Below are 23,149 nucleotides of genomic sequence, written 5' to 3'. Positions count from 1 at the left end.
ATGGTTACAGAGATGGATGCTGACATGGGCAAGACGCTATCTGTCGCCCAGGTTGAATCGGCCAGACGTCTTGCCAGTCAGAGTGGCCAACCTTTGCTGGATGTGCTGGAAGACATGTCGGGCCTGAGTGCTGACCACTTTATCAATGCGCTTGGCGAACTGATGCATTACCGCGTGTTTGGCGCGCTGCAACTGTATGCGATGGCGGCTGATTTTGAGCTGTTGTCTTTTAGCGAGGCAAGTAAGCTTGAGTGTGTTGCGTTACGCAATAAAGATGGCCTGTTGCACATGGTGTGTGGTAATCCCTTCGACAGCTATTTGCAGGGGAAAATGGATTTACTGATCACGGAGCCCATGATCTGGGGGATTACCCACCGTAAAGACTTGGCAGCCTATCTCTCACGTTTTGAGGAGGGCATGCGGGCGATGGATGGCATTTTGCCAGAACATCAATCTACGCAAACCAGCACAATCGGTATCGAAGATATTTCGCTGAAGTCCATAAGTGAAGATACCAGTGCAGTGGTAAAGCTGGTGAGATCAACTTTGTACGATGCCCTGAAAGCGGGTGCTAGCGATATTCACATGGAGACTGATGCACTCGGCTTGATGATTCGTTACCGCATTGATGGCGTGCTCAATATGGTGGGCAGTGTGGCGGGCATTGTGCAGGCTGAACAGACCATCTCACGTATCAAGGTTATGTCCGAACTTGATATTGCCGAACGCCGCGTGCCGCAAGACGGCCGCTTTAAAGTAATTGTGCAGGGTCGCGAAGTGGATTTGCGGGTCTCCATCATACCTACCGTATTCGGTGAAGATGCTGTGCTGCGTATTCTCGACCGCAAAGCGATTAGTGACCAAGCCAGTGGTTTGAGTTTGGACGTACTCGGGTTTGATGAAGCCATCATGGCGCGCTTCAGGTTATTGGCAGAAGAGCCTTACGGCATGTTGCTGGTGACTGGTCCGACTGGTAGCGGTAAAACTACCACGCTCTACGGCATCATCTCCGAGATCAATAATGGCCAGGACAAGATCGTCACGATTGAAGACCCGGTGGAATATCAGTTACCAGGTGTCATGCAGATTCCCGTTAATGAGAAAAAAGGCCTGACCTTTGCGCGCGGGTTGCGCTCAATTCTGCGCCATGACCCAGACAAAATCATGGTCGGCGAAATTCGCGATGCCGAGACGGCACAGATTGCCGTGCAATCGGCACTCACTGGGCATCTGGTCTTTACCACGGTACATGCCAATAATGTGTTTGACGTGATTGGCCGTTTCACCAATATGCAGGTTGATCCCTATAGCTTTGTTTCGGCCATCAACGGCATTTTGGCTCAGCGCCTTGTGCGTATTATTTGCCCGCATTGTGCGGTGGATGATCAGCCGGACGCAGAGCTAATTCTCAAATCAGGTTTGACGCCAGAAACCTCTAAAGAATACCGTTTTCGCAAAGGGCAAGGCTGCGGGCAGTGCCACGGCACTGGCTATAAAGGCCGTAAAGCGGTGGCTGAATTGCTCTGCTTTAACGATGAAATCCGTGAGCTTATCGTGAGCAGAGAACCCATCCGCAAAGTAAAAGAAGCCGCTCGCGCTAACGGTACGCGCATGATGCGTGAAGGCGCACTGGCATTGGTAAAACGCGGTGAGACTACGCTACAGGAGATCAACCGTGTTACTTCGCTCGCTTAAATTGCTTATGTCCAAATTTCTCATAAAAGACCAAGTGCAGATTTTCCTCCATCCGCAACAACTTACCTTGGTGAGGTTGACTGGAAGATTCAAGAAGCGCGTGTTGCATCAAGCAGTGATTCCATGCGCGCCAATCCACGATGGCAATCAGTGGACATCAACAATTGCTGCGCTTGGTTTGGCATTGCAAGGCGCGCAATGGCGAGATGTAAAACCAACGATTGTGTTATCGAATCATTTTGTGCGTTATGCGGTGATTCCCTGGAATAGCCTGCTGAATAACGCTGTTGAAAAGCAGGCTTATCTAAAACATTGCTTTACTTTGGCCTATGGCGAATCTACAAAGTCGTGGGATTTACGTATGAGTGACGCAGGGTTGAATATGCCTGCCTTGGCGAGCGGTATTGATCAGGGATTGTTATCGGCTATACGCGATGTCATGACGCAGGTGAATCTGGATTGCCAGCACATTCAACCGCACTTGATGATCGCCATCAATCAGCTAACCAAGCAAGACGTAATTCCCGCCGCACAAAATTCCACCTGGTTCGTGCTACTTGAAACAGGGCGTTTATGTATTGCGCTGATTAGCGGAGGTGCATTCGTATCGGTTAAAACTTATGCGGCCGAACCAGATATGGCTCAACAAATCAGTGCATTGATCAAGCGCGAATCTGTCATCTGTGGATTGGATAGCACTGATCTGCCAGTATTTGTATCGCGCGGTTTTCATGGTTCAGCTAGCGAAAATCTAGCGCTTATTCAAAACTTCGATCATCCGATGATCCGTGTTGAAAATGACAGCTGGGAAGCTAGCTCAGCTCCCAATTCAATTAGCCAGCAAGCCATTCGCACCTGAGTATCACATGATGAAATCGCTTAAAAATATCCAGTTGGATCACGGCCAGCCAGCGATTAAACAAAGCCCTTGGACGCTACTTTTGTTAATCACTGGAGTGGTTGTTACCGCAATCGTGATTGTGAGCTTGCAACAGATTGGTACACAGATTAGCAAGCTGCAATTGGAGATGAATCAAGCCCAGCATCCGCGCATCACCAGTGATATGTTGAGTTTACAAGGTAAGGAGAACTCAACTAAACGTGATGAGTTCATTGCGGTGCAAGGCGCAATTGCCGAATTAAAGCTGCCATGGGATGAGCTATTTAGCATGTTGGAAAGCCTGAAAATGCCGCAAGTCAGGTTGCTCACGGTTGAGCCCAACCCCAAGCAACACAAACTGCGTCTTACCGCTGAATCAGCCAGCACTGAAGACATGTTTGACTACGTTGCAGCGCTCACAAAACAGTCACTGCTCAGTCATGTGTTTTTATTAACACATGAACGTAGCGAAGACGGACGTGAGCTGCCGATTAGTTTTGTGATTGAGGCGACATGGCAGCATTGAAGGTCGCCGCCATTTGGGCTGAGGTAGTGTATCGGACACGTTTAGTAGGCTGGCAATCCTTGCTGGGTGTGGTTCTCTTATTAGTCAGCGCTGTTCTGATCCTGGCAATGCTATTACCCAAACAAGGTCAGCTTGAGCAGCTCAAGCACGAGGCAGCACTACGTGAAGCAAGCCCAAAGCAGGTTAATTATGTAGCAGATAATTCACCACAAACCTCCATAAATGCTTTCTACAAGTTACTCCCCGCAGAAGACCAAGCACCAAAAGCCTTTCAACAGATTCTGGTTATGGCGAATGATCAGGGCGTGGAACCTGAGAAATCAGAATACCAATCAGCGCGCAACCCATCTGCTATTTTTACACGTTACCAAATGACCTTGCCCATGCACGGGCGCTATCTGGATATTCGTAAATTCGTCATTCAGGTACTGAATACACTGCCCAATGTGGCATTGAGCGAAATCAGTTTCAAGCGGGATGAAGCTAACCCTGAACAAGTTGAAGCGAGATTGCGTTTTTCTATTTATACCACTGCTGATAACGTTCGTGGGGCTATGTAAAAGTCTATGAACATTCAATCAGCTAAAAAGAATTGGATATGGATAGCACTTGTTTGCACGCTCGCTGCGACAGCCTGGGTTGCAAGCAGTGATGGCCAGCCAGCTGAGGCTTTATTAGTGCCTAGTCACGCTCATTCCACAGAGATAAAAGCCCCGAGAGCTGCACAGCTTGAGCCAGTTGTCACTGAACAGGCCGCTAGCTCTGCATTTAGCGGATTAGAGCGACCACAAATCACAACTGAGCCACGCGACCTGTTTAGCCTAGATCACTCTGCCAGAGAGCAAATGCAGGCCCAGGCTTCTGCTGCCTCTATTCCACAAATGCCGCCCTTGCCATTTCTGTATGCAGGCAAACTCATGGAGGGAGACCAGTACATGGTGTTTTTGACCGAAGGCGAACGAAATCTGGCGGTACATATTGGTGATGTCATCGATCAGGTATGGCGTATTAAGAGCATCCACCCACCGCAGATGCTGCTGAGCTACCTGCCATTAAAAATGGATGCCACATTAGATATTGGAGAAAGTAATTGAGCAAAGCCCGTGGATTAAATCTGGTACGAACGTCTTTATTACTGCTGACGCTGACAGCCTGTGCTACGCAACCAGTCCCCACTAAAAAAGATGATCCGCTATTTGAGCAGGCAAAGACCATGATCAATACGGGTCGGGCAAATGAAGGCATCACCAAGCTAGAGCAGCTGGTGGCGGATAACCCTGACAATATTGAATATCGTAGCTATCTGCAGCATCAGCAGGATAACCAGCAGGCGCAACGACTGAGTAATGCCGATCAATTGCGTCTGCAACGTCGCTGGGCCGATGCGGATATCCTTTATCAGCAAGTGCTTGAGAAGAACCCGCAAAACCAGCGGGCACTCGAAGGCGAACGCCTGCTAGGCATAGGGATGAAGCATGAAAAAATGGTGGCCTCAGCGCAAGCTTTATTCATCAAAAATGACCTGGATGGCGCACAAAATATCGTTCGCGATGTGTTGGCCGAAAATAGTAATAATCAGGCTGCGCGTGCTTTGTACGAAAGTATTGAACAGCAGCGCATAGATAAGCAGCTAGCTACACCTGAAATCAAATCCGCATTCAAAAAACCGATCACGCTGGAATTTAAAGATATACCAATCAAATCTGTTTTTGAGTTCATTTCCCGCGCTTCGAATATTAATTTTACGTTTGATCAGGAGTTACGCTCTGACCAGCGTATCAGTATTTATGTGAGAAACACCACCATTGAAGATGCTATTCAAGTAATCCTCACCACCAATCAATTACAGAAAAAAGTGCTGAACGATAACACCTTGCTGATCTACCCGAATAGCCGTAGCCAGGAGTATCAGGAGTTATTCGTGCGCAGCTTTTACCTGGGTAATATTGATGCTAAGCGCGCCATGAATATGGTCAAGGCCGTGGTGAAAACCAAGGACATTTATATTGATGAGAAATTAAACACCCTAGTGATGCGCGATACTGCTGACGCAATCAAGACGGCAGAAAAGCTGATCACCTCACAAGACTTGGCCGACCCAGAAGTGATGCTGGAAGTAGAGGTGCTGGAAATCAATCGCCAAAACCTGGAAGCCTTGGGCATGACTTACCCCAATCAGGTCAGCGTCGGCGTCAAAGGTCAATCAACTACCAGCACAGGGACTGGTGCCGCTACACCAGGGCAATTGACCTTTACCGAGTTACAACATTTCAATTCCGGCTTTGGCGTATTCAGTATTAGCGACCCTGTGCTGGCGCTTAATCTGTTGAATCAATATACCGATACTGATCTTTTGGCCAATCCACATATCCGGGTAAAAAATCGTGAAAAAGCCAAGATTCATATTGGAGACAGAATCCCCGTTATTACCAGTATTGCCAATGCCACTGGTTTTGTTTCTGAATCGGTCAGCTATATTGAGGTGGGGATCAAACTGGATGTTGAGCCGACTATATTGCTCAATAATGAAGTCTCCATCAAGGTGGGCCTCGAAGTCAGTAATCAAACAGGGCAAGTACGGACAAGCTCTGGCACTGTGACCTATACCATAGGCACCCGCAATGCTGATACCGTACTACGCCTTAAAGATGGTGAAACCCAAGTGCTGGCTGGCTTGTTCAGGGATGACAAGCAATACATCTCTAATAGGGTTCCAGGTTTGGCTGGTTTGCCATTGATCGGTGGCCTATTTGCCGATAAAAACAGCACCAAGCAGAAAAAGGAAATCGTACTGCTCATTACGCCACGCATTCTCAGCAATATCAGTCCAGTGGGTTCGGTCTATACCACCTTTCCATCAGGCATTGATGCCAACCGCGGAGTAAATAAATCGGGCAAGCAGCAAGATGTGGCAGCGCCAGTGAGTCTGCAAGTGGTGCCTGTGCAAACCTCGCAGGAAATTCAGGCTGACCGTGCACAGGCCGATAAAGCATTTGCTGATTCAGTCATGCAACCAGTTCAAGAGGTTGCAGACCCCAATAATCGCGGCACCAAGCCTTGATATGCAAGCAGTTAAAAGCAAAGTCTCAGGCTTTACAATCATCGAACTATTAGTGGCGTTGGTGATTCTTGGCCTCATAGTCACTGCCGCCGCGCCTGTGGTGCAACTCACTGTAAAACGCAGCAAAGAACAGGAGTTGAAGCGCTATTTATGGCAGATACGTGATGCGATTGATGCCTACAAACAGGCTTACGATGATGGCCTGATTCGTCGCAACGCCAATATCACTGGCTATCCACCATCACTAAAGATACTGGTGCAAGGCGTTGAAAATACCAAAGACCCAAAGAAGAAAAAACTCTATTTCTTGCGGCAAATTCCCCGTGACCCTTTTGCTCGTGACAGCGAATTATCTGCAGAACAAACCTGGATGAAGCGCAGCTATGCCAGTTCTTTTGAGGAACCCAAAGAAGGCAATGACGTGTATGACGTGCATTCTTATTCTAAAGAGATGGGCCTAGATAATCGGCCATACAGCGCATGGTGATGCAAAACAAACATGCTGGCTTTAATACTGCCGAGGGTTTCACCTTGATAGAAGTCCTGGTGGTGTTGGCGATCATCGCTACGCTGCTGAGTATGGTCGCGCCCAGGTATTTTGAAACCGTGGAACGCTCAAAAGAAACCACGCTGAAGCATGACCTGATAGGAATGCGGGATGCCATAGATAAGTACTACAGTGATACTGGTAATTATCCGGATACTTTGGATGATCTGGTCAACAAGAAATATTTACGTACGATACCAGAAGACCCTATCACTGGCAGCAACAGTACCTGGGTGGTTACGCCGCCAGTTAGCCTTGAAGTTAATGGTTCTATTTATGACATTCACAGCGGTTCTCCAGCTATAGCCCAGGATGGTAGCAACTATGCTGATTGGTAAGTTTGCAGCAAGCAGAAAGAACCCGCATGCACAGTCTGGCGCCATATTGCTTGGAGTTTTGGTGATGTTGTTAATCGTGGGAATTATGCTTGGAGAGGCTGGCGCACTCTGGAGCGAAGCGCGTAAACATGATCGTGAGCAAGAGTTACTAAAAGTAGGTAGCAAGATGCGATTAGCAATAGGTCAGTATTACAAGCAGACCCCTGGCCCAATCAAACAATATCCACGGTCATTAGCAGCTTTGCTAAAAGATGACCGTTTCCCTATCCCCAAGCGATATTTAAGGCAAATTTACAGTGACCCAATGACAGGCCAAAAAAACTGGGGCGTGCTAGAAAGCCCCAGTGGCGGCATTATGGGCATTTATAGCCTTAGCGGTGGAATCCCCTATAAAGTGGCAAATTTCCGCCCGATTTATAAGTTATTCGAGAACAAAAAAAGTTATGGGGATTGGATCTTTGCGTATTCCCCGGAACTTGATATTTAAGTTTCAGCAGAATTAAGTAATGTCCACCGCGAAAGTAGCTACCTAGAGCTAACTCAATCTGAGCTGATGGCTACATCGACTGTAATAGTCCACTCATAAATGCCAGGTTAAAGTAAAATTCACTACAATTTCAATCTTTCGAATTAATTTCTCAGATAATTTATTTTGTAGCCCAATTTTGCTACGGGAAACCTAAAAACTTTCTGGGTTACTCATGGGCTACAAAATGTTGGGTTTACATGGGTTCAGATGAGCTCGTCTCTGACAATAGTGAAAAGTAAATCATTGAGTAAAAACAAAGAAATAAACGATAAATCAGGGAGTGGTGAACAGCACACACCGATGATGCGCCAGTATTTAGGCATCAAGGCGCAGTACCCAGATATGCTGCTGTTTTATCGCATGGGCGATTTTTATGAGTTGTTCCATGAAGATGCCGAAAAGGCCTCGCGCCTTCTGGGCATTACGCTCACCAAGCGCGGCGCCTCGAATGGCGAGCCGATCAAGATGGCGGGTGTGCCATATCACGCTGCAGAGCAGTATCTAGCCAAGCTGACCAAGCTGGGTGAAGCGGTCGCGATTTGCGAGCAGATTGGCGATCCTGCTACCAGCAAGGGCCCTGTAGAGCGGCAAGTCGCCCGCATATTAACTCCGGGAACACTCACTGATAGCGCCTTACTTGATGAGCGGCGCGATAATTTATTGCTCGCGATTTATGCGGTTGAAGGCTTGCTGGGGCTGGCACGCATCAACCTCGCATCTGGTCAGTTTGTGCTGAATGAAATCGCACCAGGCTTGCTTTTACAAGAGTTGGAACGGATTAGCCCAGCGGAGATTCTGCATGCGGATGATTTTTCGCATGCCGCGTTGGATGCTGTTAAATGCCCTAAAAAGCGCCTAGCACCGTGGCAATTTGATCTCGATTCCGCCAAGCAAAGCCTAACCAAACAATTCAACACCTATGATCTTGACGGCTACGGTTGTGCCGATTTAAGCCCTGCCATCAGCGCAGCGGGTGCTTTGTTGGACTACATCAAGCACACCCAGCGCACGACCTTGCCACATATCAACGGCCTTTCGGTGGAGCAATCTAGCAGCTATGTTCAGCTGGATGCCGCCACTCGACGTAATCTGGAAATTGACCAGACTTTACGCGGTGAATCTTCACCGACTTTATATTCACTGCTAGACAACACGCAAACTGCGATGGGTGCGCGCCTTCTGCGACATTGGTTGCATCACCCAATGCGCGATCACGCCAATATTACTGCCCGTCATGAAGCTGTGCGCATCTTGCTTGGCGATGATGCATCGCTAAGAAGTCTATTGCGACCAATAGGCGATATCGAGCGCATCACCGCGCGTATTGCATTAAAAACCGCAAGGCCACGCGATTTATCTGGTTTGCGCGAGAGCTTGAGTCAGCTACCTTTGTTGCAGGCCGCGCTCGCAAATACGACATCTCCATTACTCAAGCGACTGGCAGAAGAGATTGAAACGCCACAAGTATTAATCGGGCTTATCCAAGGCGCCATCAAGCCAGAACCCTCATCCGTATTGCGTGAAGGCGGGGTGATCGTCGATGGCTTTGATGCTGAACTGGATGAGCTGCGTAGCATACAAACCAATTGTGGTGAGTTTTTGCTAAAGTTTGAGGCTGAAGAAAAAGCGCGTACTGGCCTCAATAATCTCAAGGTCGAATACAACAGCGTGCATGGCTTTTACATCGAGATCAGCCGCGCGCAGGCGGAGTCTGCTCCCGCTGAATATCGCCGCCGCCAAACACTTAAAAATGCCGAGCGTTTTATTACGCCAGAGCTCAAAGTGTTTGAAGACAAAGTGCTCTCTGCCAATGATCGTGCGCTGGCTCGTGAGAAATATCTTTACGACTTGCTACTTGATCAACTCGCGCCTTACATCGCCGCCTTGCAAAAAAATGCCCTCGGTGTTGCCGCGCTGGATGTGCTCAACACATTCGCCGAACGTGCAAATGCCTTGAATTATGTGCAGCCAGAGTTTACCAGCGAGGCTGGCATTGCCATCACTGCTGGTCGTCACCCCGTAGTTGAGCAGATTGCGCAGCCATTTATCGCCAACGATGTCACGCTTACGCCTTATCGCCAGTTGCTGCTGATTACCGGGCCCAATATGGGCGGTAAATCCACCTACATGCGGCAAACGGCGCTGATTGTGTTACTGGCGCACTGCGGCTGTTTTGTACCTGCAGCTACTGCCAAAATCGGTAATATAGATCGCATCTTTACCCGCATCGGCGCATCGGATGACCTCGCTGGTGGTCGCTCCACCTTCATGGTGGAAATGACCGAAACCGCCAATATTCTGCACAACGCCACAGAACATAGTTTGGTATTGCTGGATGAAATCGGTCGCGGCACTTCTACTTTTGATGGTTTGGCACTGGCCTGGGCGGTAGCGAAACAACTACTAGAGAAAAACCGTAGCTACACGCTATTTGCCACCCATTATTTTGAGCTGACCAGAATCACCGAAGACTACAAACAGGCCGCCAATGTGCATCTGGATGCGGTTGAACACGCCAGCAATATTGTATTTTTGCACAGTGTGGAAGAAGGCCCAGCCAGCCAAAGCTACGGCCTGCAAGTCGCCCAGCTGGCGGGTATTCCCAAATCTGTGGTCACCTCTGCCAAGCGCAAACTGGCGCAACTCGAACTCAACCAGATTGCCCAGCAAAGCCCAAGCGCACAAGGCGATATGTTCGTCTCTGCTGAACAAGTACCAGAGCTAGTATCGCACCCTGTAATCAGCGAACTGGAAACGATAGAGCCTGATGAACTGACGCCTAAACAGGCGTTGGAGATGCTATATAAGCTCAAAACATTGCTGTAGTAGCAAGTATTCTCCAGCAATACTCTTTTACACAAATATACGGATTGTTACGTCAGCGACATAAACCACTTACAAAGTGGCCTTAAAGTAACCATAACTACTCATCTCCCCGTTGGTAGTTCTAAGGCTGCATCAGGCAAGGTTTGTTAATCTGCCCAGATGTGGCCTTTATTTTATTCTGGTTTATAAAGCAGATATTGCTATCTGAATAGAGTGCGCTGTGGGTTTCTAACGTGCAATGAAGAGTCAAAATGAACATCAGAATTGCTACTGAAAAAGATAAACCCTTAATCTGGTCCATCATCGAACCCGTATTTCGAGCAGGTGAAACCTATGCTATAGATTCAAATATAGGTAGAGGCGCTGCCATCGACTACTGGTTTGGCCCTGACAAAACAATATTTGTCTTGGAACAAGATGGCGATATCCTTGGTACGTATTACATCCGAACTAATCAGGCAGGTGGCGGTAGTCACGTATGCAATTGTGGATATATCACCGCAGCACATGCATCTGGCCGTGGGATAGCACGCAAGATGTGTGAACACTCATTGGAGTATGCAAAGTCCAAGGGATACTTAGCCATGCAGTTTAATTTTGTGGTGAGTTCGAATGTTCGTGCGGTAGCACTATGGAAATCTATTGGTTTTAATACTATAGGAATATTACCTCGGGCATTCAATCACCCAGCTCTTGGCTATATAGATGCGTTGGTGATGTTCAAAGAGTTAGATTAGTGAGTTCCTGAGAAATATCCTGCAGATTGCAGCTAATAAAAAAGCACCCATCAGAGTGCTTTTTTACATTGGAGCCTGAGCTACAAATTAGTGATGATGCCCACCAGCGCCATGGACATGTTCGTGCTCTACTTCTTCTTTGCTGGCTGAGCGCACCGCAGTAATGCTTGCTTTGAATAATACGCGCTCACCAGCCCATGGGTGGTTGCCATCAACGACTACTTTGCCGTCTTCGATATTGGTGATGGTGTAGAGAATCACTTCGCCAGTATCGTCTTCACCTTCAAACTGCTGGCCAACTTTGATGTCTTTGCTAGGGAATGCGGTAGCTGGTTCGATTTGCACCAGTTCTTCATCGTATTCACCGAATGCATCGGCTGGCTCAAGCGTGATTTCAACCACATCACCGACTGACTTGCCGTGTAGTTCTTCTTCTACACGCGGGAAAATATTGTCGTAGCCGCCATGCAGGTAAGTCACAGGCTCCTGGCTTGATTCGAGCACTTCGCCATCAGAGTTGCGTAGTTCATATGTCATGGAGACAACGGTGTTCATAGAGATTTGCATGGTCTAAGTACCTTAAATTTAGAGTGTTTTAACAAAATTGAGTATTTCGGCCGCATGGCCTTTGGCAACAACACCATATTGCATCTGGCGCAGTGTACCCGTGCTATCAATCACAAAAGTAGAGCGGACGATGCCCATTTTGCGAATACCATCTTTTTCTTTTTCCTGCCAAACGCCGTATTTCTCACAGATTTTACCTTCGCTATCGGCCAGTAAGCTCACAGCCAAACCGTGTTTATCACGAAATGCGGCGTGGCTAATGCAATCATCTTTGCTGACGCCTACTACCAATGCATTGGCCTTGATGAATTCATCCTCAAGGTCGCTGAATTCAATGGCTTCCAAGGTGCAGCCAGGGGTGTCATCTTTGGGGTAAAAATAGAGGACAACATTCTTTCCGCGCAGTTTGGAGAGCTTGAACATTTCCATGTCAGCATCTGGTAATGAAAAATCCGGGGCATGTGAACCAAGCTGCAGCATATGTTTCTTGTGGCAATGAATTGGGTTAAATTCTAACCTATTTCTATCCATAATTCGCAATGCGCTATGATACTGACATGAAAAAAACACCTGAAACCCAAGCATTTAACGCTCAGCCATTGGCCTTACTCGGCAATATCAGCGCTGAGCAATTTTTGGCAGAATACTGGCAGAAAAAGCCTTTGCTGATTCGTGGCGCTATATCTGAATTTACAGGTCTATTAGGCCCAGAGGAGCTTGCTGGATTGGCTTGCGAGGATGATGTGCAATCGCGCTTGGTCATTCAACAGCCTAAAAAATGGCAGGTGAAACATGGTGTTTTTGATGAAGATGATTTCCTGAAATTACCCAAAAAGAATTGGACCTTGCTGGTGCAAGGTGTGAATCATCATCTGCCAGAAGCGGCTGAATTGTTGAGCCTGTTTAATTTTATTCCCCATGCTCGGCTGGATGACCTGATGGTGAGCTATGCACCTGATGGTGGCGGTGTTGGCCCGCATCTGGACTCGTATGATGTATTTTTGCTGCAAGGGCAGGGGCAGCGTTTGTGGCGCATTAGTGAGCAGGATGACCATACATTAGTGCCAGATGCGCCTTTGCGCATACTGCAAAACTTTGAAACCCAGCAGGAATGGCTGCTAGAGCCTGGAGATATGTTGTATTTGCCACCCAAGCTTGCCCATTGGGGCATTGCCATGGGTGATTGCATGACCTATTCAATCGGTTTCCGTGCGCCTTCTGCGGCCGAATTGGCGAGTGAGTTTTTGGCTTATTTACAGGAGACTAAGAAGTTCGAAGGTATGTATGCTGACGATGATTTGGGGTTGCAAACGCACCCCGCAGAAATCAGCCCATCCATGACGCAAAAAGTCAGTGCGATATTGCAGCAGATTAAATGGGATGAATCAGATGTCGCTCAGTTTTTGGGGCGTTATTTATCGGAGCCCAAGCCAGACGTGGTATTTGAGCCATCCGCTAAAATTAGCGAAAAAACCTTTATTGATCGATTAAGAAAATATGGTCTGCAATTAAGTCTTAAAAGCCAGATGTTGTTTCATGATGAAAGTTTTTTTATGAATGGAGAGCATTGCCAGCTTTCAAAGGATTCTTCAGATGTTTTGAAGAAACTGGCTGACCAGCGTTTTATTTCATCCACTGAATTGGCTAATATTGAGGATGACACACTGATTCAAATACTTTATCACTGGTACTTGGCTGGCTATGTAGAGAGCAAAAAGAGATAGGAGTTGCTATGGATGAAAGCAATGATCAACTTTCCCAGAACGCCATATTGTTAGGAGAGCGTGATTACCAAGCAGCGATTGATATTGTGATTGCGCAGGCTGAGCGTGAGTTGCTGATATTTGATCAGGACTTAGCCCGCGGCGATTATGCAAGCATCAAGCGTACGGAGTTGATCCGCACTTTTTTGGCAAAGAGTCGAACTAACAAGCTGACAGTGATTGTGCATGATGCATCCTACTTTATGCAGTCTTGTCCGCGCCTTTTCGGCTTGCTTGAAATCTACGGCCATAGCATGACGGTGTATCAAACTAATGAAGAGGCTAAAGTGGCTAAGGATTGTTTTGTGATTGCTGATCAGGCGCACTACATCCGCAGGTTTCACATTGATCAGGCGCGGTTTAAATATGCGTTGAATGATATTGATACGTCGGCCATGCTGAATATGCGATTCGAAGAATTGCTACAAGCGACTAGCCACACAATTTCGCCCACCAGTTTGGGTTTGTAAAAAGGCCGCATGATGCTTAAAAGAGTGAGTATTTTTCTTTGCCTTTTTCTATACTGCCTTTGCGCGCAGGCCTTAGAATTCAATATTATTACCCTACAACATCGATTTGCGTCAGATGTGATCCCTACTATCCAGCCTATGGTGGGCGATGACGGTAATGTGAGTGGCATTGATAACCAGTTGCTAGTGCGTGCCTCGCCAGAGCGTATGGCGATGATCGAGCAGATCGTTGCAACGCTCGATAGTGTTAGAAAAAACCTGCGTATTACCATCAGCCATGAAGATATGCGTCAGAGCAATAGCAATCAGGCTGGGGTAAGTGGTAATGCGCGAATTGGTAACACAGATATCAATCTTGGCCGCCCTAGCAGAGGATATGGTCAAGACAACCTAGAGATTGATATTGGGCAACAGCAAAATGCTATCAGCCAATCAGGCAGTGAATTTATTACGGTAAGCGATGGCGGCAGTGCATTTATTCGTGTAGGGCAATCTGTACCATTTACGCAACAGTGGGTTGTATGGACTCAGCAATATGCGCATGTTCAACAAGCTACAGTCTACCAAGACATTACGACAGGGTTTGCAGTCAGGCCTCGTATGATTGGCGGGCAAGTTGAATTAGAGGTCAGCCCACGGATTTCAAGCATAAGCAGCGGTGATGTTATTGATTTTCAGGCCTTGTCGACCGTTGTGCGCGTGACGCTTGGGCAATGGTTCGATCTTGGTGGCACTATGCAAACACGCGATAATGTCAGCCGCGCTATTTTAAGTGGCCAAGGCAGCAGTGCTAGCCAACAATCCAGACTCATGATCAAAGTGGAAGAATGAAAGCGCTTGGAAGTGGCTTTAAACGCCAGATTCTTGTTTGTTTGGGCTGCAAAATAGGCAGAATTAAGACAATTTCAAGAAAACTAAACTAACTTGCAGAAAAAGGCTGGTTTTTTTTCTCGGAGATGGTAGAATTTTCTGCAATCGGTAGCGCCAAAGGGCGTTGTCGTAAAGAACTTTAAAATTTATCGACTTCATTGTTAAGGGAAACAAAAATGACACGTTCCGTACTGTTCGCTGCTCTGCTAGCTCTTGGTCTTACCGCTTGTGGTCCTAAAGAAGAAGCTCCTGCTGAAGCTCCAGCAATGGAAGCTCCTGCTGCTCCAGCACCAGCTCCTGAAGCTACTCCAGCTCCTGCTGAAGCTCCAGCCGCTGACGCTCCAGCTGCACCTGCTGCTGACGCTCCAGCTGCTCCAGCAACTGACGCTAAGTAATACTAAGCGCCATTTACTGGCGCTTGTGTAATGCTTAAACAAAAAGCCGACTTTTAGTCGGCTTTTTGTTTTTGTAACGCTTAATTTTCAGCTAGTTTTAGGTTCTTTTGCTAGGCAATTTGTCGCCATGTAAATCCAACATCCTGATCTGCAATCCCTATCCAATCCTCTTCGCAATTTAATACCTCAGACAGTACTTTTTTAACTAATGCCTGCGAATTATTTTTAGCACTTAAATGCGCAGCAATCAGGTGCTGTAATTTGCTTGTATCTATTTTATCCAGAATGCCCGCAGAACTTTGATTATCTAAATGCCCTAGTCGGCTGCTGACTCGCTGTTTTAATGTCCATGTATAAGGGCCATTCATTAGCATATCCAAATCATGATTACACTCAAGTAAGAGAGCATCGCATGCATTCAGCATTGCTTCGATGTGAGGTGTAGAAGTGCCAGTGTCGGTGAGTACACCTAGCTTTTTGTCACCATTGCTGAATACATATTGCACTGGTTCGCGCGCATCATGTGGCACGGGGAAAGGTTGGACTTGAATATCGCCTATTGAAAATAGCTGATGGCTATCAATCACATGAATGGCAATTTGGTGGTTGTCAGGCAAAAGCCGTTCGACCATTTTGTAAGTACCATGGGTCAGCCAGACGGGAATGCGATATTTATTCGCTAATTTGAATACACCGCCAGCATGGTCATCATGCTCATGTGTGACCAGAATGCCAGTGAGCGACTCTGGCGTAACCCCAAGACGTTCTAAGCGATTTACCGAATCACGTATACCAAAGCCGCAATCCATCAGTAGCGTAGTTTGCTGGTGTTCAACTAACAAGCCATTGCCAGCACTACCGCTACCGAGGGAAGCGAATCGCATTATTTCAACTGGTCATAAAGCAAACTAATGATGCGATTGGCGGTGGCTGATTTCACGCGCTTGCCTTCCTTGTTAACTACGCTAATCGTTGAAGAAGTGCCGCCATCATTTTCATCGATACTGATGCGATATTGTTTTTCTGGATTGGTTTTGTCTTTGGTATCACCACCCCAGAATTTAAGCTTGTCAGCAAGGCTTTTCTCATCTTTTTTAGCGACTACTGGTTCCGCGGTGTCAGTATTGTCCTCAGCAGGCTTTTTATCATCGTCGCCCCAGAACTTCAGCTTATCGAGTAGGCCCTTTTTTTCTTTTGGTGGTGGCGTATCGTCTATATCCACATCTGAATAGCGTACGTAGAACAAACCGTTAGAACGGTCTTTGTCTTCTACCACAAAGCCGATTCTATCGAGTGCCAAGCCTACACGACGCCATGCACGGTCAAATGGGTCATTCGCGATCAGGTTAAGTGTGCCATCGCTATCTTTAGTCAGTTTTGCGCGCATTTCAGTGCTTGCTGTGGTGAGGATTGAACGTGATTTTTGTTCTTCCACGCCAAGTCTAACCATCAGGCGACGCATCAACTCTGCATCAATATCTTCAGCGTCGGCGCGGGCTTCTTCTTTTTTGCTGCGAGCCAATGGGTTTTTATAGCCACCCTCTACTGTCCCGAGGGTAGTCACAGTGCGTTCCTTGCCATCATCTTGAGCATCACTGACTGAACGATGGCTAAGATAAATTTCAGTGGTGTTGTCGTCTTTACCGCGGTCAAGACGTGTGCGGAATTTTTGTCTCGTTTGTAGGGTATTCAGCTTATCTAACCAGCCTTGGAACTTGTCCAGATAATTGCCGTTGTCGTCTTTGGTCAGGCTGGATGGATCTACCCATTCTGTTTCCATCACCCCAGTTTCAGGGTTTTCAACACGTACAGCAAAGCCAAGCTCAGACCAGAACTCGCGAATTACTGGCCACACTTTTTCTGGCGCAGCCTGAACTACCAACCAGCGTTGCGAACCTGCACGCTCTAGTTTTACGTTGTCTGGGTTTTGAAGAATCTTTGGCTCGCCGACAACTTGATCCGCTTGATTTTGGCTGTAGCTAGAGTAAGTGGTGGAGCCACCAGGCACTGTGTAGGTGTCGCTGCTTGAGATTGAGGTCAGGTCAGGTGGCACTTCAAGTGGACGGGCACGCCCAGCCGCTTTGTAATCAGAAGATGTATCAATGAATGGAATAGAGTCACAAGCCGAGAGGCCAAATGCGAAGAGCGAGGCGAGTGCAATGTTTCTCATCACTGTGGAATGCGGAGTAATTCTTGGCATGCGTTCTTTCAACTCTACGATTCTCTTCACTTTACGATTCTCTTCACTTTTATATAGTATTTAATATGTGTTAATTGATTAAGTCTGGATTTAGAGCTTGATTTTAAACTGTAATTACTTGTTTTGGCGATGACTCAATATGTAAAGTATTGTCAGAGGCCAGCAGCAGCCATTGCCTTGCGCAAAGTATCATGATGTTGTGAAGACAATGTGACCAGCGGCAAACGAATACCAGCGCCGATCAAGCCCATTTCTTGCAACACCCATTTCACGGGAATCGGGTTGGCTTCTATGAATAGTTTTTGGTGCAACGCAAATAATTTTGCGTTGATCACTCGTGCTTCTTGCACCTTGCCAGTCATCGCAGTGACAAACATCTCATGCATGAGCTTTGGCGCAACGTTTGCCGTGACAGAAATAACCCCATGCGCGCCAAGTAACAGCAGTGCCAAACCACTGGCATCATCGCCACTGTAAATTAGGAAATCTTTTGGTGCACGCAGTAGTAAATCAGTACCGCGTTCAATGCTACCAGTGGCGTCTTTAATACCAATAATATTTGGAATTGCAGCGAGCCTGATTGCAGTGTCATTCAGGATGTCGCAGCCAGTGCGACCAGGTACGTTATACAGTATTTGCGGAATATCAACGGCTTCAGCTACTGCGCGATAGTGTTGGTACAAGCCTTCTTGCGTAGGCTTGTTGTAATAAGGGGCAACCAGCAGGCAGGCGTCTGCGCCCAATGTTTTGGCTTTTTGCGTAAGTTCTATGGCTTCACGTGTTGAGTTCGCGCCAGTGCCAGCGATTACAGGCACACGGCCAGCTACTTGCTCAATGGTGGTTTTGATCAGCAGGCAATGTTCTTCAACATCTACTGTTGGTGATTCACCAGTGGTGCCGACAATCACAATACCATCGGTGCCAGCATCGACATGAAAGTCGATCAGCTTGCGTAAACTGTTGATATCCAAGCCGCCATCCGCATGCATAGGAGTGACGATGGCAACAAGACTGCCTTGCAGCATGAGTAACCTGACCCGAGTAACCTGACCCGTGAATTAAATCAAAACATTTTAACCGAAACTGGCTGATGCCGAAACCATCGTCAACAATCAGACTATTTGAGAATATATGGTTTAAGAAGATAAGATTTAAGCGGATATAATCTAGCGCATTACGCAAACAACGATAGCGATGATCACTTTTAAGCCTGCAACACCTTTACTGGTGAAAATGATTGATGGCATTTTGCCGCAAACGCAATGCGGACAGTGCCATTATGCTGGCTGCAAACCCTATGCAGAAGCCATTGCTGCAGGCGCAGCCAGTATCAATCAGTGTCCGCCAGGTGGCAAAGCTGGCATTCGTGCTTTGGCGGCATTGTTGCATGTGGAATATAAACCGCTTAACGCTGAGCATGGAACCCATAGGCCTAAGATGCTGGCGGTGATTGATGACGCAGTTTGCATCGGCTGTACCTTGTGCATCCAAGCTTGCCCTGTAGATGCCATACTCGGTGCTGCGCAGCAGATGCATACAGTGATTGCGCAAGAGTGTACGGGTTGTGAATTATGCCTGCCGCCATGCCCTGTGGATTGCATCAGCATGCAAGCAGTGGAGAATTCATCTAGTCTTGATTATCAATGTAACTCAAGTTTTAATGCTGAGCATTCTGCTATATTTTTGCCCAAAATTTCACCTGAGAAAAATCCGGCGGCGATTGCCAGAAGCCGATATGAATTCAAACTTTTTCGGGCAAGACGTGAGTTGCAAGAGCGCAAACAGCGTTCACTTAATCACAAAAAAGTAACAGCAAATGAATAAAGAGAAAAGTGAAGAGATTTTTCGCAGGCTAAGCATTGCGATTCCTGCACCCAAAACCGAACTCAATCACAATAGCGTGTTTGAACTTTTAATCGCGGTGATCCTATCTGCACAGGCGACAGATAAAGGGGTGAATATCGCCACGGCCAAGTTATACCCTGTGGCGAATACACCATCCGCAATATTGGCATTAGGTATTGAAGGGCTGGAAAGATACATCAAAACCATAGGGCTATATCACAGCAAGGCCAAAAATGTATTGGCGACCTGTGAACGCCTGATTGAGGTTTATGGTGGCGAAGTGCCACGCACTCGCGAGGCGCTAGAAAGCCTCCCTGGCGTAGGCCGAAAAACCGCCAATGTGATTTTGAATACAGCGTTTGGGGAACCTACTATCGCAGTAGATACCCATATCTTTCGGGTTGGAAATAGGACAGGATTAGGGCGCGGAAAAACGCCATTGGCAGTTGAGAACAAACTCATGAAAATCGTACCTAAAGCCTATATGAAAGATGCCCATCATTTACTGATTTTGCATGGTCGCTATACCTGTGTGGCGCGTAAACCTAAATGCGATGAATGCGTGATTCTTGATTTATGTGAATTCAAAGGCAAGGTCGTTGCATGAAACAAGTCGCTACAGGTCTTGCCATCGGCCATGTGCTTGACCCTGCATTAGCCACTGAAGCGGTGGGCAAGGCCATGCAACAATTAGAGATTACTACTGCTAATGCGGTTATTCTGTTTCTTACCTCTGAATTTGCCAGCGACCCACTCCCAGCAATTCGTGCAGCAGCAAAAGCCGCCAGTTGTACGCAAGTGATTGGTTGTTCTGCCCCTGGTATTTTTACGCAAGAAGACTGGGTACTTGATGCGCCAGCCGTTGCGGCGATGGTGTTTTCCAGAAATATTAGTTTGCAAGCTTTGGCTAACACCAATAATGAGGCCAACATTTTCATCCTCGCACTTACTGCGCCGAACGCCATCAATGCCAACTGGATTACTGCCGCGGGCCAGAGGTTTGGTGGAGTTTCCGGCGATGTGATTGGTCAAGGCCCTTTTTCTGTATGGCAAAATGCTAAAGGCGTTGCTGAGGGGCACACACAAACCCTCATCAATGGGGTGAGAATTGAGGTTGGCACCAGCCATGGTTTGCATATCTTGAGTGAGCCACAACTTATTACTGAGACGAATGAGCATGATCTTATTCAGCTTGCCGATCAGCCTGCATTAAGCGTTTTAGAAGACGTATATCAACAATATACAAACCAACCAGAAGAGACTTTGCCCTTACACTTGCTGATGGCAGTGACCGCCGATACAGTGGCCGATATTGAGGCAGGTCATTATCAATTAAGCACGATTGTGAGTGGTAATGAAGAAGATGCTTCAGTGACTTTGGCAAAAATGCCGCAAACAGGCCAATATTTAAGCTGGGGTTTGCGTGAAGTCGAGGCAGCACAAGTTGACCTCAAACTGACGGCAGAAAATCTGGTAAGAGATTTGAATAGTGAGCCAGATTTCGGCATGTTATTTTCTTGTCTTGGCCGCGGCCCTTATTTTTATGATGGTATAGACCGTGATTTGGCTGTGCTTAAGCAGCGGTTTCCCGACATGCCTTTGATTGGCTTCTACGGCAATGGCGAAATTGCGCCCATCAACGGCGTTAACGAGTTGTTGCAATATTCTGCAGTGCTCGCTTTATTTGCAGTCCAAAGATGAAGAGGTTAATTAGATAATGGCTTTGTTTAACCCCAGTCGTGACCAAGTGCGACAATTCTTTTTTGATACATGGGCGAAATTCAAGCATCATCAGGCATTATCTGACCTTGAATCATTGGCCTTACAAGTCATGCAAATGCACCCTGAATATCACAAGGCGCTAGATGCTCCCGATCATTATTTGCAGCAGGAGTATTTTCCTGAAATGGGCGAAACCAATCCTTTTTTGCATATGAGCTTGCATCTCTCGATTCTTGAGCAGATTGCCATTAATCAGCCTCCAGGAATATCTGCCGCATATCAGGCGCTCGTAAAGAAATATGACGACACGGCTGCTGCTCAGCATGATTTAATGGATTGCCTCGCAGAAACCATCTGGCAAGCCCAGCGCAAAGGCTCGCAGCCAGATGCTGAGGCTTATCTGGCTTGCATGCAAGCAAAGGCCCGTTAATCGATGGGTATTATCAGCACAAAATTAAAGGTGAAGTATGAGTGAACAACACGCATGGCTGACTGAGCACGGTGACTACCTTTACCGCTTTGCCTTGGCACGCTTGCGTGATCCGCATCAAGCTGAAGATGTGGTGCAAGAAACCTTGCTGGCTGCCATCCAGAATCAGTCTTTTGAAGGTAAGTCTGCACCCCGTACTTGGCTCACAGGCATACTCAAACACAAGATTATTGACCTCATGCGCAAACAAGTGCGCGAGCAACCCATGGAAGATATAGGCGAAGACTTGCCTGATGAGCCAGGCATGGATGAATTCTTTTCGGGCGATAAGCGTCATTGGGACGAAGCTCCGCAAAAGTGGGATGTGCCAGAAAATGATCTGGAGCAAAAGCAGTTTTTTATTACCTTACAAGCGTGTATGGATCGCCTGCCGAAAAAACTGGCCAGCCTCTTTATGCTGCGTGAAGTGCAAGAAGAAGACAACGAAGAAATCTGTAAGGCGCTCGATATTACGGCGACCAATGCTTGGGTCATGTTATACCGTGCCCGCATGAGTTTGCGTAAATGTATGGAGTTGAACTGGCTGAGCTAGCAATCGCCAGCAGCCAATCGAATGATGAATAAAATCAGGTTAATGACATGTTGAGTTGTAAAGAAGCAAGCCGACTAATCTCGCAATCACTAGACCGTCAATTGACGGTGCGTGAGCGATTGAGCCTGCGCTTTCATTTGCTCTTATGCGATATGTGTACGACTTTCAGAAGGCAACTTAGCCTCATCAGAGTGGCAGTTCGGCGATATAAAACGCAGATTGAAAACAATGAAAGTATTCGGCTTTCTGAAGATGCCAAACTTCGTATCTCAAACAGTATAAAAATTGATTAAGAGATATTGAAAAATCATCGCCTCTTTGGATAAAATATTTGCCCTAACGTTTAGTGTGACGAGGCCTCAATGACTAGATTTCGCGCCGCTGGCATACATTTGCTGATTAGCCTGACTATTGTAATTTCTATATTAACGCTCATGCTCGGCTTATGGTATCCAGGCATGTATTTCAAGTTGATGGGCGGGGGCGGTTTACTGTTCATCATGTCTGGTGTGGATGTATGTCTAGGTCCTTTGCTGACTTTGTGTGTATTCAAGGCGGGCAAAAAAAGCCTGAAATTTGATTTAACCGTCATTGGTTTGTTCCAAGCTGCGGCGTTGAGTTATGGTTTGTATGTAATGTTTGAGGCACGTCCCGTTTTCACGGTATTTACCAATGATCAGTTTCAGGTTGCCTCAGTCGTCGATATACAGCCCAAAGAGCTGTCACTGGCGAAAAATCCAGAATGGCGTAGTTTTCCACTAACAGGGCCAGTTGTCGTTGCGGCAACGGCGCCGACTACACAAAAAGACAAAGATGATGTTCTGGCAGGAGCTTTGGTTGGCGCAGACTGGCAGCAGTTCCCTAGGTTATATGTGAGCTATGATTCACAGTGGCAAAACATATTGGCCAAAGCTAAGCCACTCTCTGATTTACGTGCCATTAATAAAAACAATATCCCGGTAGTTGATAGTTTTCTCAAATCGCAGGCGCGGCCAGAATCTGACTTTGCATTTTTACCTATACGTACTTCGCAAGCCGAAATGGCGTTTGTGATTGATGCACACACTGGTGACCAGATCAAAATTATTGATGTTGTACCTTGGCGTTAACATTGGCTTGCACGTTTAAGGTGATAAGCATGGCTGGGCTGAGAGGT

27 protein-coding genes are annotated in these 23,149 nt (G+C 47.0%); 22 read left to right on the top strand and 5 right to left on the bottom strand.

Going from position 1 to position 23,149, the window contains the following annotated elements:
• The 11 genes from ZMTM_RS10010 to ZMTM_RS09960 all read left to right on the top strand — a co-directional run bounded on the left by ZMTM_RS10010 (position 1) and on the right by ZMTM_RS09960 (position 11,139).
• Positions 1-1,695 carry a GspE/PulE family protein gene (locus tag ZMTM_RS10010; protein ID WP_221765684.1) on the top strand — a complete coding sequence of 565 codons (1,695 nt, stop codon included), beginning with the start codon at positions 1-3 and terminating at the stop codon, positions 1,693-1,695.
• A gap of 7 nt (positions 1,696-1,702) precedes the next feature.
• Positions 1,703-2,554: a hypothetical protein gene (locus ZMTM_RS10005; RefSeq protein WP_221763714.1), complete on the top strand. Its 852-nt coding sequence runs from the start codon at positions 1,703-1,705 to the stop codon at positions 2,552-2,554.
• Positions 2,555-2,561: 7 nt separating this feature from the next.
• Positions 2,562-3,101, top strand: a complete 540-nt coding sequence (locus tag ZMTM_RS10000) for a hypothetical protein (RefSeq protein ID WP_221763713.1) — start codon at positions 2,562-2,564, stop codon at positions 3,099-3,101.
• Complete coding sequence (gene pilO / locus ZMTM_RS09995; RefSeq protein WP_221763712.1) at positions 3,089-3,661, top strand: type 4a pilus biogenesis protein PilO; 573 nt, start codon at positions 3,089-3,091, stop codon at positions 3,659-3,661. Before ZMTM_RS10000 ends, pilO begins: the two co-directional genes overlap by 13 nt.
• A 6-nt stretch (positions 3,662-3,667) precedes the next feature.
• Entirely contained in the window at positions 3,668-4,195 is a 528-nt protein-coding gene (locus ZMTM_RS09990) for a hypothetical protein (RefSeq protein WP_221763711.1), read from the top strand.
• On the top strand, positions 4,192-6,162 hold the full coding sequence (locus ZMTM_RS09985; protein ID WP_225907010.1) for a secretin N-terminal domain-containing protein: 1,971 nt from the start codon (positions 4,192-4,194) through the stop codon (positions 6,160-6,162). The genes ZMTM_RS09990 and ZMTM_RS09985 overlap by 4 nt, the downstream gene beginning before the upstream one ends.
• A 1-nt stretch (position 6,163) precedes the next feature.
• Positions 6,164-6,649, top strand: a complete 486-nt coding sequence (locus tag ZMTM_RS09980; protein WP_221763710.1) for a type II secretion system protein — start codon at positions 6,164-6,166, stop codon at positions 6,647-6,649.
• Positions 6,649-7,047 carry a type II secretion system protein gene (locus tag ZMTM_RS09975; protein ID WP_221763709.1) on the top strand — a complete coding sequence of 133 codons (399 nt, stop codon included), beginning with the start codon at positions 6,649-6,651 and terminating at the stop codon, positions 7,045-7,047. Before ZMTM_RS09980 ends, ZMTM_RS09975 begins: the two co-directional genes overlap by 1 nt.
• Positions 7,034-7,534 carry a type II secretion system protein gene (locus tag ZMTM_RS09970; protein ID WP_221763708.1) on the top strand — a complete coding sequence of 167 codons (501 nt, stop codon included), beginning with the start codon at positions 7,034-7,036 and terminating at the stop codon, positions 7,532-7,534. The genes ZMTM_RS09975 and ZMTM_RS09970 overlap by 14 nt, the downstream gene beginning before the upstream one ends.
• Before the next feature lie 342 nt (positions 7,535-7,876).
• The gene (gene mutS / locus ZMTM_RS09965; protein ID WP_221765682.1) at positions 7,877-10,402 is read left to right on the top strand and encodes a DNA mismatch repair protein MutS; all 2,526 of its coding nucleotides are present in this window, start codon (positions 7,877-7,879) and stop codon (positions 10,400-10,402) included.
• Positions 10,403-10,653: 251 nt separating this feature from the next.
• A complete protein-coding gene (locus tag ZMTM_RS09960) occupies positions 10,654-11,139 on the top strand; it encodes a GNAT family N-acetyltransferase (RefSeq protein ID WP_221763707.1) in 486 nt (161 codons plus the stop codon).
• Between the two features lie 87 nt (positions 11,140-11,226).
• Here the strand turns inward: ZMTM_RS09960 and ZMTM_RS09955 are convergent, their stop codons facing one another.
• Together ZMTM_RS09955 and ZMTM_RS09950 are read right to left on the bottom strand one after the other, a co-directional pair.
• Entirely contained in the window at positions 11,227-11,706 is a 480-nt protein-coding gene (locus ZMTM_RS09955) for an FKBP-type peptidyl-prolyl cis-trans isomerase (protein ID WP_221763706.1), read from the bottom strand.
• Between the two features lie 18 nt (positions 11,707-11,724).
• A complete protein-coding gene (locus ZMTM_RS09950) occupies positions 11,725-12,186 on the bottom strand; it encodes a peroxiredoxin (RefSeq protein WP_221763705.1) in 462 nt (153 codons plus the stop codon).
• Positions 12,187-12,263: 77 nt separating this feature from the next.
• Here ZMTM_RS09950 and ZMTM_RS09945 point away from each other — a divergent pair, with 77 nt between their 5' ends.
• The 4 genes from ZMTM_RS09945 (at position 12,264) to ZMTM_RS09930 (ending at position 15,204) form a co-directional block, all read left to right on the top strand.
• Positions 12,264-13,430, top strand: coding sequence for a cupin domain-containing protein (locus ZMTM_RS09945; RefSeq protein ID WP_221763704.1), 1,167 nt, complete (start codon positions 12,264-12,266; stop codon positions 13,428-13,430).
• Positions 13,431-13,438: 8 nt separating this feature from the next.
• Positions 13,439-13,939 (top strand): DUF7931 domain-containing protein, encoded by a 501-nt coding sequence (locus ZMTM_RS09940; RefSeq protein WP_221763703.1) that lies wholly within the window; start codon positions 13,439-13,441, stop codon positions 13,937-13,939.
• Positions 13,940-13,948: 9 nt separating this feature from the next.
• Complete coding sequence (locus ZMTM_RS09935; protein WP_404804662.1) at positions 13,949-14,770, top strand: secretin N-terminal domain-containing protein; 822 nt, start codon at positions 13,949-13,951, stop codon at positions 14,768-14,770.
• 215 nt (positions 14,771-14,985) lie between these two features.
• Positions 14,986-15,204, top strand: coding sequence for a hypothetical protein (locus ZMTM_RS09930; RefSeq protein WP_221763702.1), 219 nt, complete (start codon positions 14,986-14,988; stop codon positions 15,202-15,204).
• Between the two features lie 110 nt (positions 15,205-15,314).
• Here the strand turns inward: ZMTM_RS09930 and ZMTM_RS09925 are convergent, their stop codons facing one another.
• From ZMTM_RS09925 to dapA, 3 genes are all read right to left on the bottom strand, one after another.
• The gene (locus ZMTM_RS09925; protein WP_221763701.1) at positions 15,315-16,088 is read right to left on the bottom strand and encodes an MBL fold metallo-hydrolase; all 774 of its coding nucleotides are present in this window, start codon (positions 16,086-16,088) and stop codon (positions 15,315-15,317) included.
• Positions 16,088-17,374: an outer membrane protein assembly factor BamC gene (gene bamC / locus ZMTM_RS09920; protein WP_221765680.1), complete on the bottom strand. Its 1,287-nt coding sequence runs from the start codon at positions 17,372-17,374 to the stop codon at positions 16,088-16,090. The genes ZMTM_RS09925 and bamC overlap by 1 nt, the downstream gene beginning before the upstream one ends.
• 182 nt (positions 17,375-17,556) lie before the next feature.
• Complete coding sequence (dapA, locus tag ZMTM_RS09915; protein WP_221763700.1) at positions 17,557-18,429, bottom strand: 4-hydroxy-tetrahydrodipicolinate synthase; 873 nt, start codon at positions 18,427-18,429, stop codon at positions 17,557-17,559.
• Positions 18,430-18,598: 169 nt separating this feature from the next.
• Between dapA and rsxB the strand changes: the two genes are divergently transcribed.
• From rsxB to tfpZ, 7 genes are all read left to right on the top strand, one after another.
• The gene (rsxB, locus tag ZMTM_RS09910) at positions 18,599-19,228 is read left to right on the top strand and encodes an electron transport complex subunit RsxB (protein ID WP_221763699.1); all 630 of its coding nucleotides are present in this window, start codon (positions 18,599-18,601) and stop codon (positions 19,226-19,228) included.
• Positions 19,221-19,856, top strand: a complete 636-nt coding sequence (nth, locus tag ZMTM_RS09905) for an endonuclease III (protein WP_221763698.1) — start codon at positions 19,221-19,223, stop codon at positions 19,854-19,856. The genes rsxB and nth overlap by 8 nt, the downstream gene beginning before the upstream one ends.
• Positions 19,853-20,950: an FIST C-terminal domain-containing protein gene (locus tag ZMTM_RS09900; protein ID WP_221763697.1), complete on the top strand. Its 1,098-nt coding sequence runs from the start codon at positions 19,853-19,855 to the stop codon at positions 20,948-20,950. The genes nth and ZMTM_RS09900 overlap by 4 nt, the downstream gene beginning before the upstream one ends.
• Before the next feature lie 16 nt (positions 20,951-20,966).
• Positions 20,967-21,401 carry a DUF1841 family protein gene (locus ZMTM_RS09895; RefSeq protein ID WP_221763696.1) on the top strand — a complete coding sequence of 145 codons (435 nt, stop codon included), beginning with the start codon at positions 20,967-20,969 and terminating at the stop codon, positions 21,399-21,401.
• 37 nt (positions 21,402-21,438) lie between these two features.
• Positions 21,439-21,993 carry a sigma-70 family RNA polymerase sigma factor gene (locus ZMTM_RS09890; RefSeq protein ID WP_221763695.1) on the top strand — a complete coding sequence of 185 codons (555 nt, stop codon included), beginning with the start codon at positions 21,439-21,441 and terminating at the stop codon, positions 21,991-21,993.
• Between the two features lie 47 nt (positions 21,994-22,040).
• The gene (locus ZMTM_RS09885) at positions 22,041-22,286 is read left to right on the top strand and encodes a zf-HC2 domain-containing protein (RefSeq protein ID WP_221763694.1); all 246 of its coding nucleotides are present in this window, start codon (positions 22,041-22,043) and stop codon (positions 22,284-22,286) included.
• 69 nt (positions 22,287-22,355) lie between these two features.
• Positions 22,356-23,102, top strand: a complete 747-nt coding sequence (tfpZ, locus tag ZMTM_RS09880) for a TfpX/TfpZ family type IV pilin accessory protein (protein WP_221763693.1) — start codon at positions 22,356-22,358, stop codon at positions 23,100-23,102.
• Positions 23,103-23,149 lie beyond the last annotated feature (47 nt).

This window comes from Methyloradius palustris (assembly GCF_019703875.1).
Classification (GTDB): domain Bacteria; phylum Pseudomonadota; class Gammaproteobacteria; order Burkholderiales; family Methylophilaceae; genus Methyloradius; species Methyloradius palustris.
This window is presented reverse-complemented; position numbering and strand designations above follow the sequence as displayed.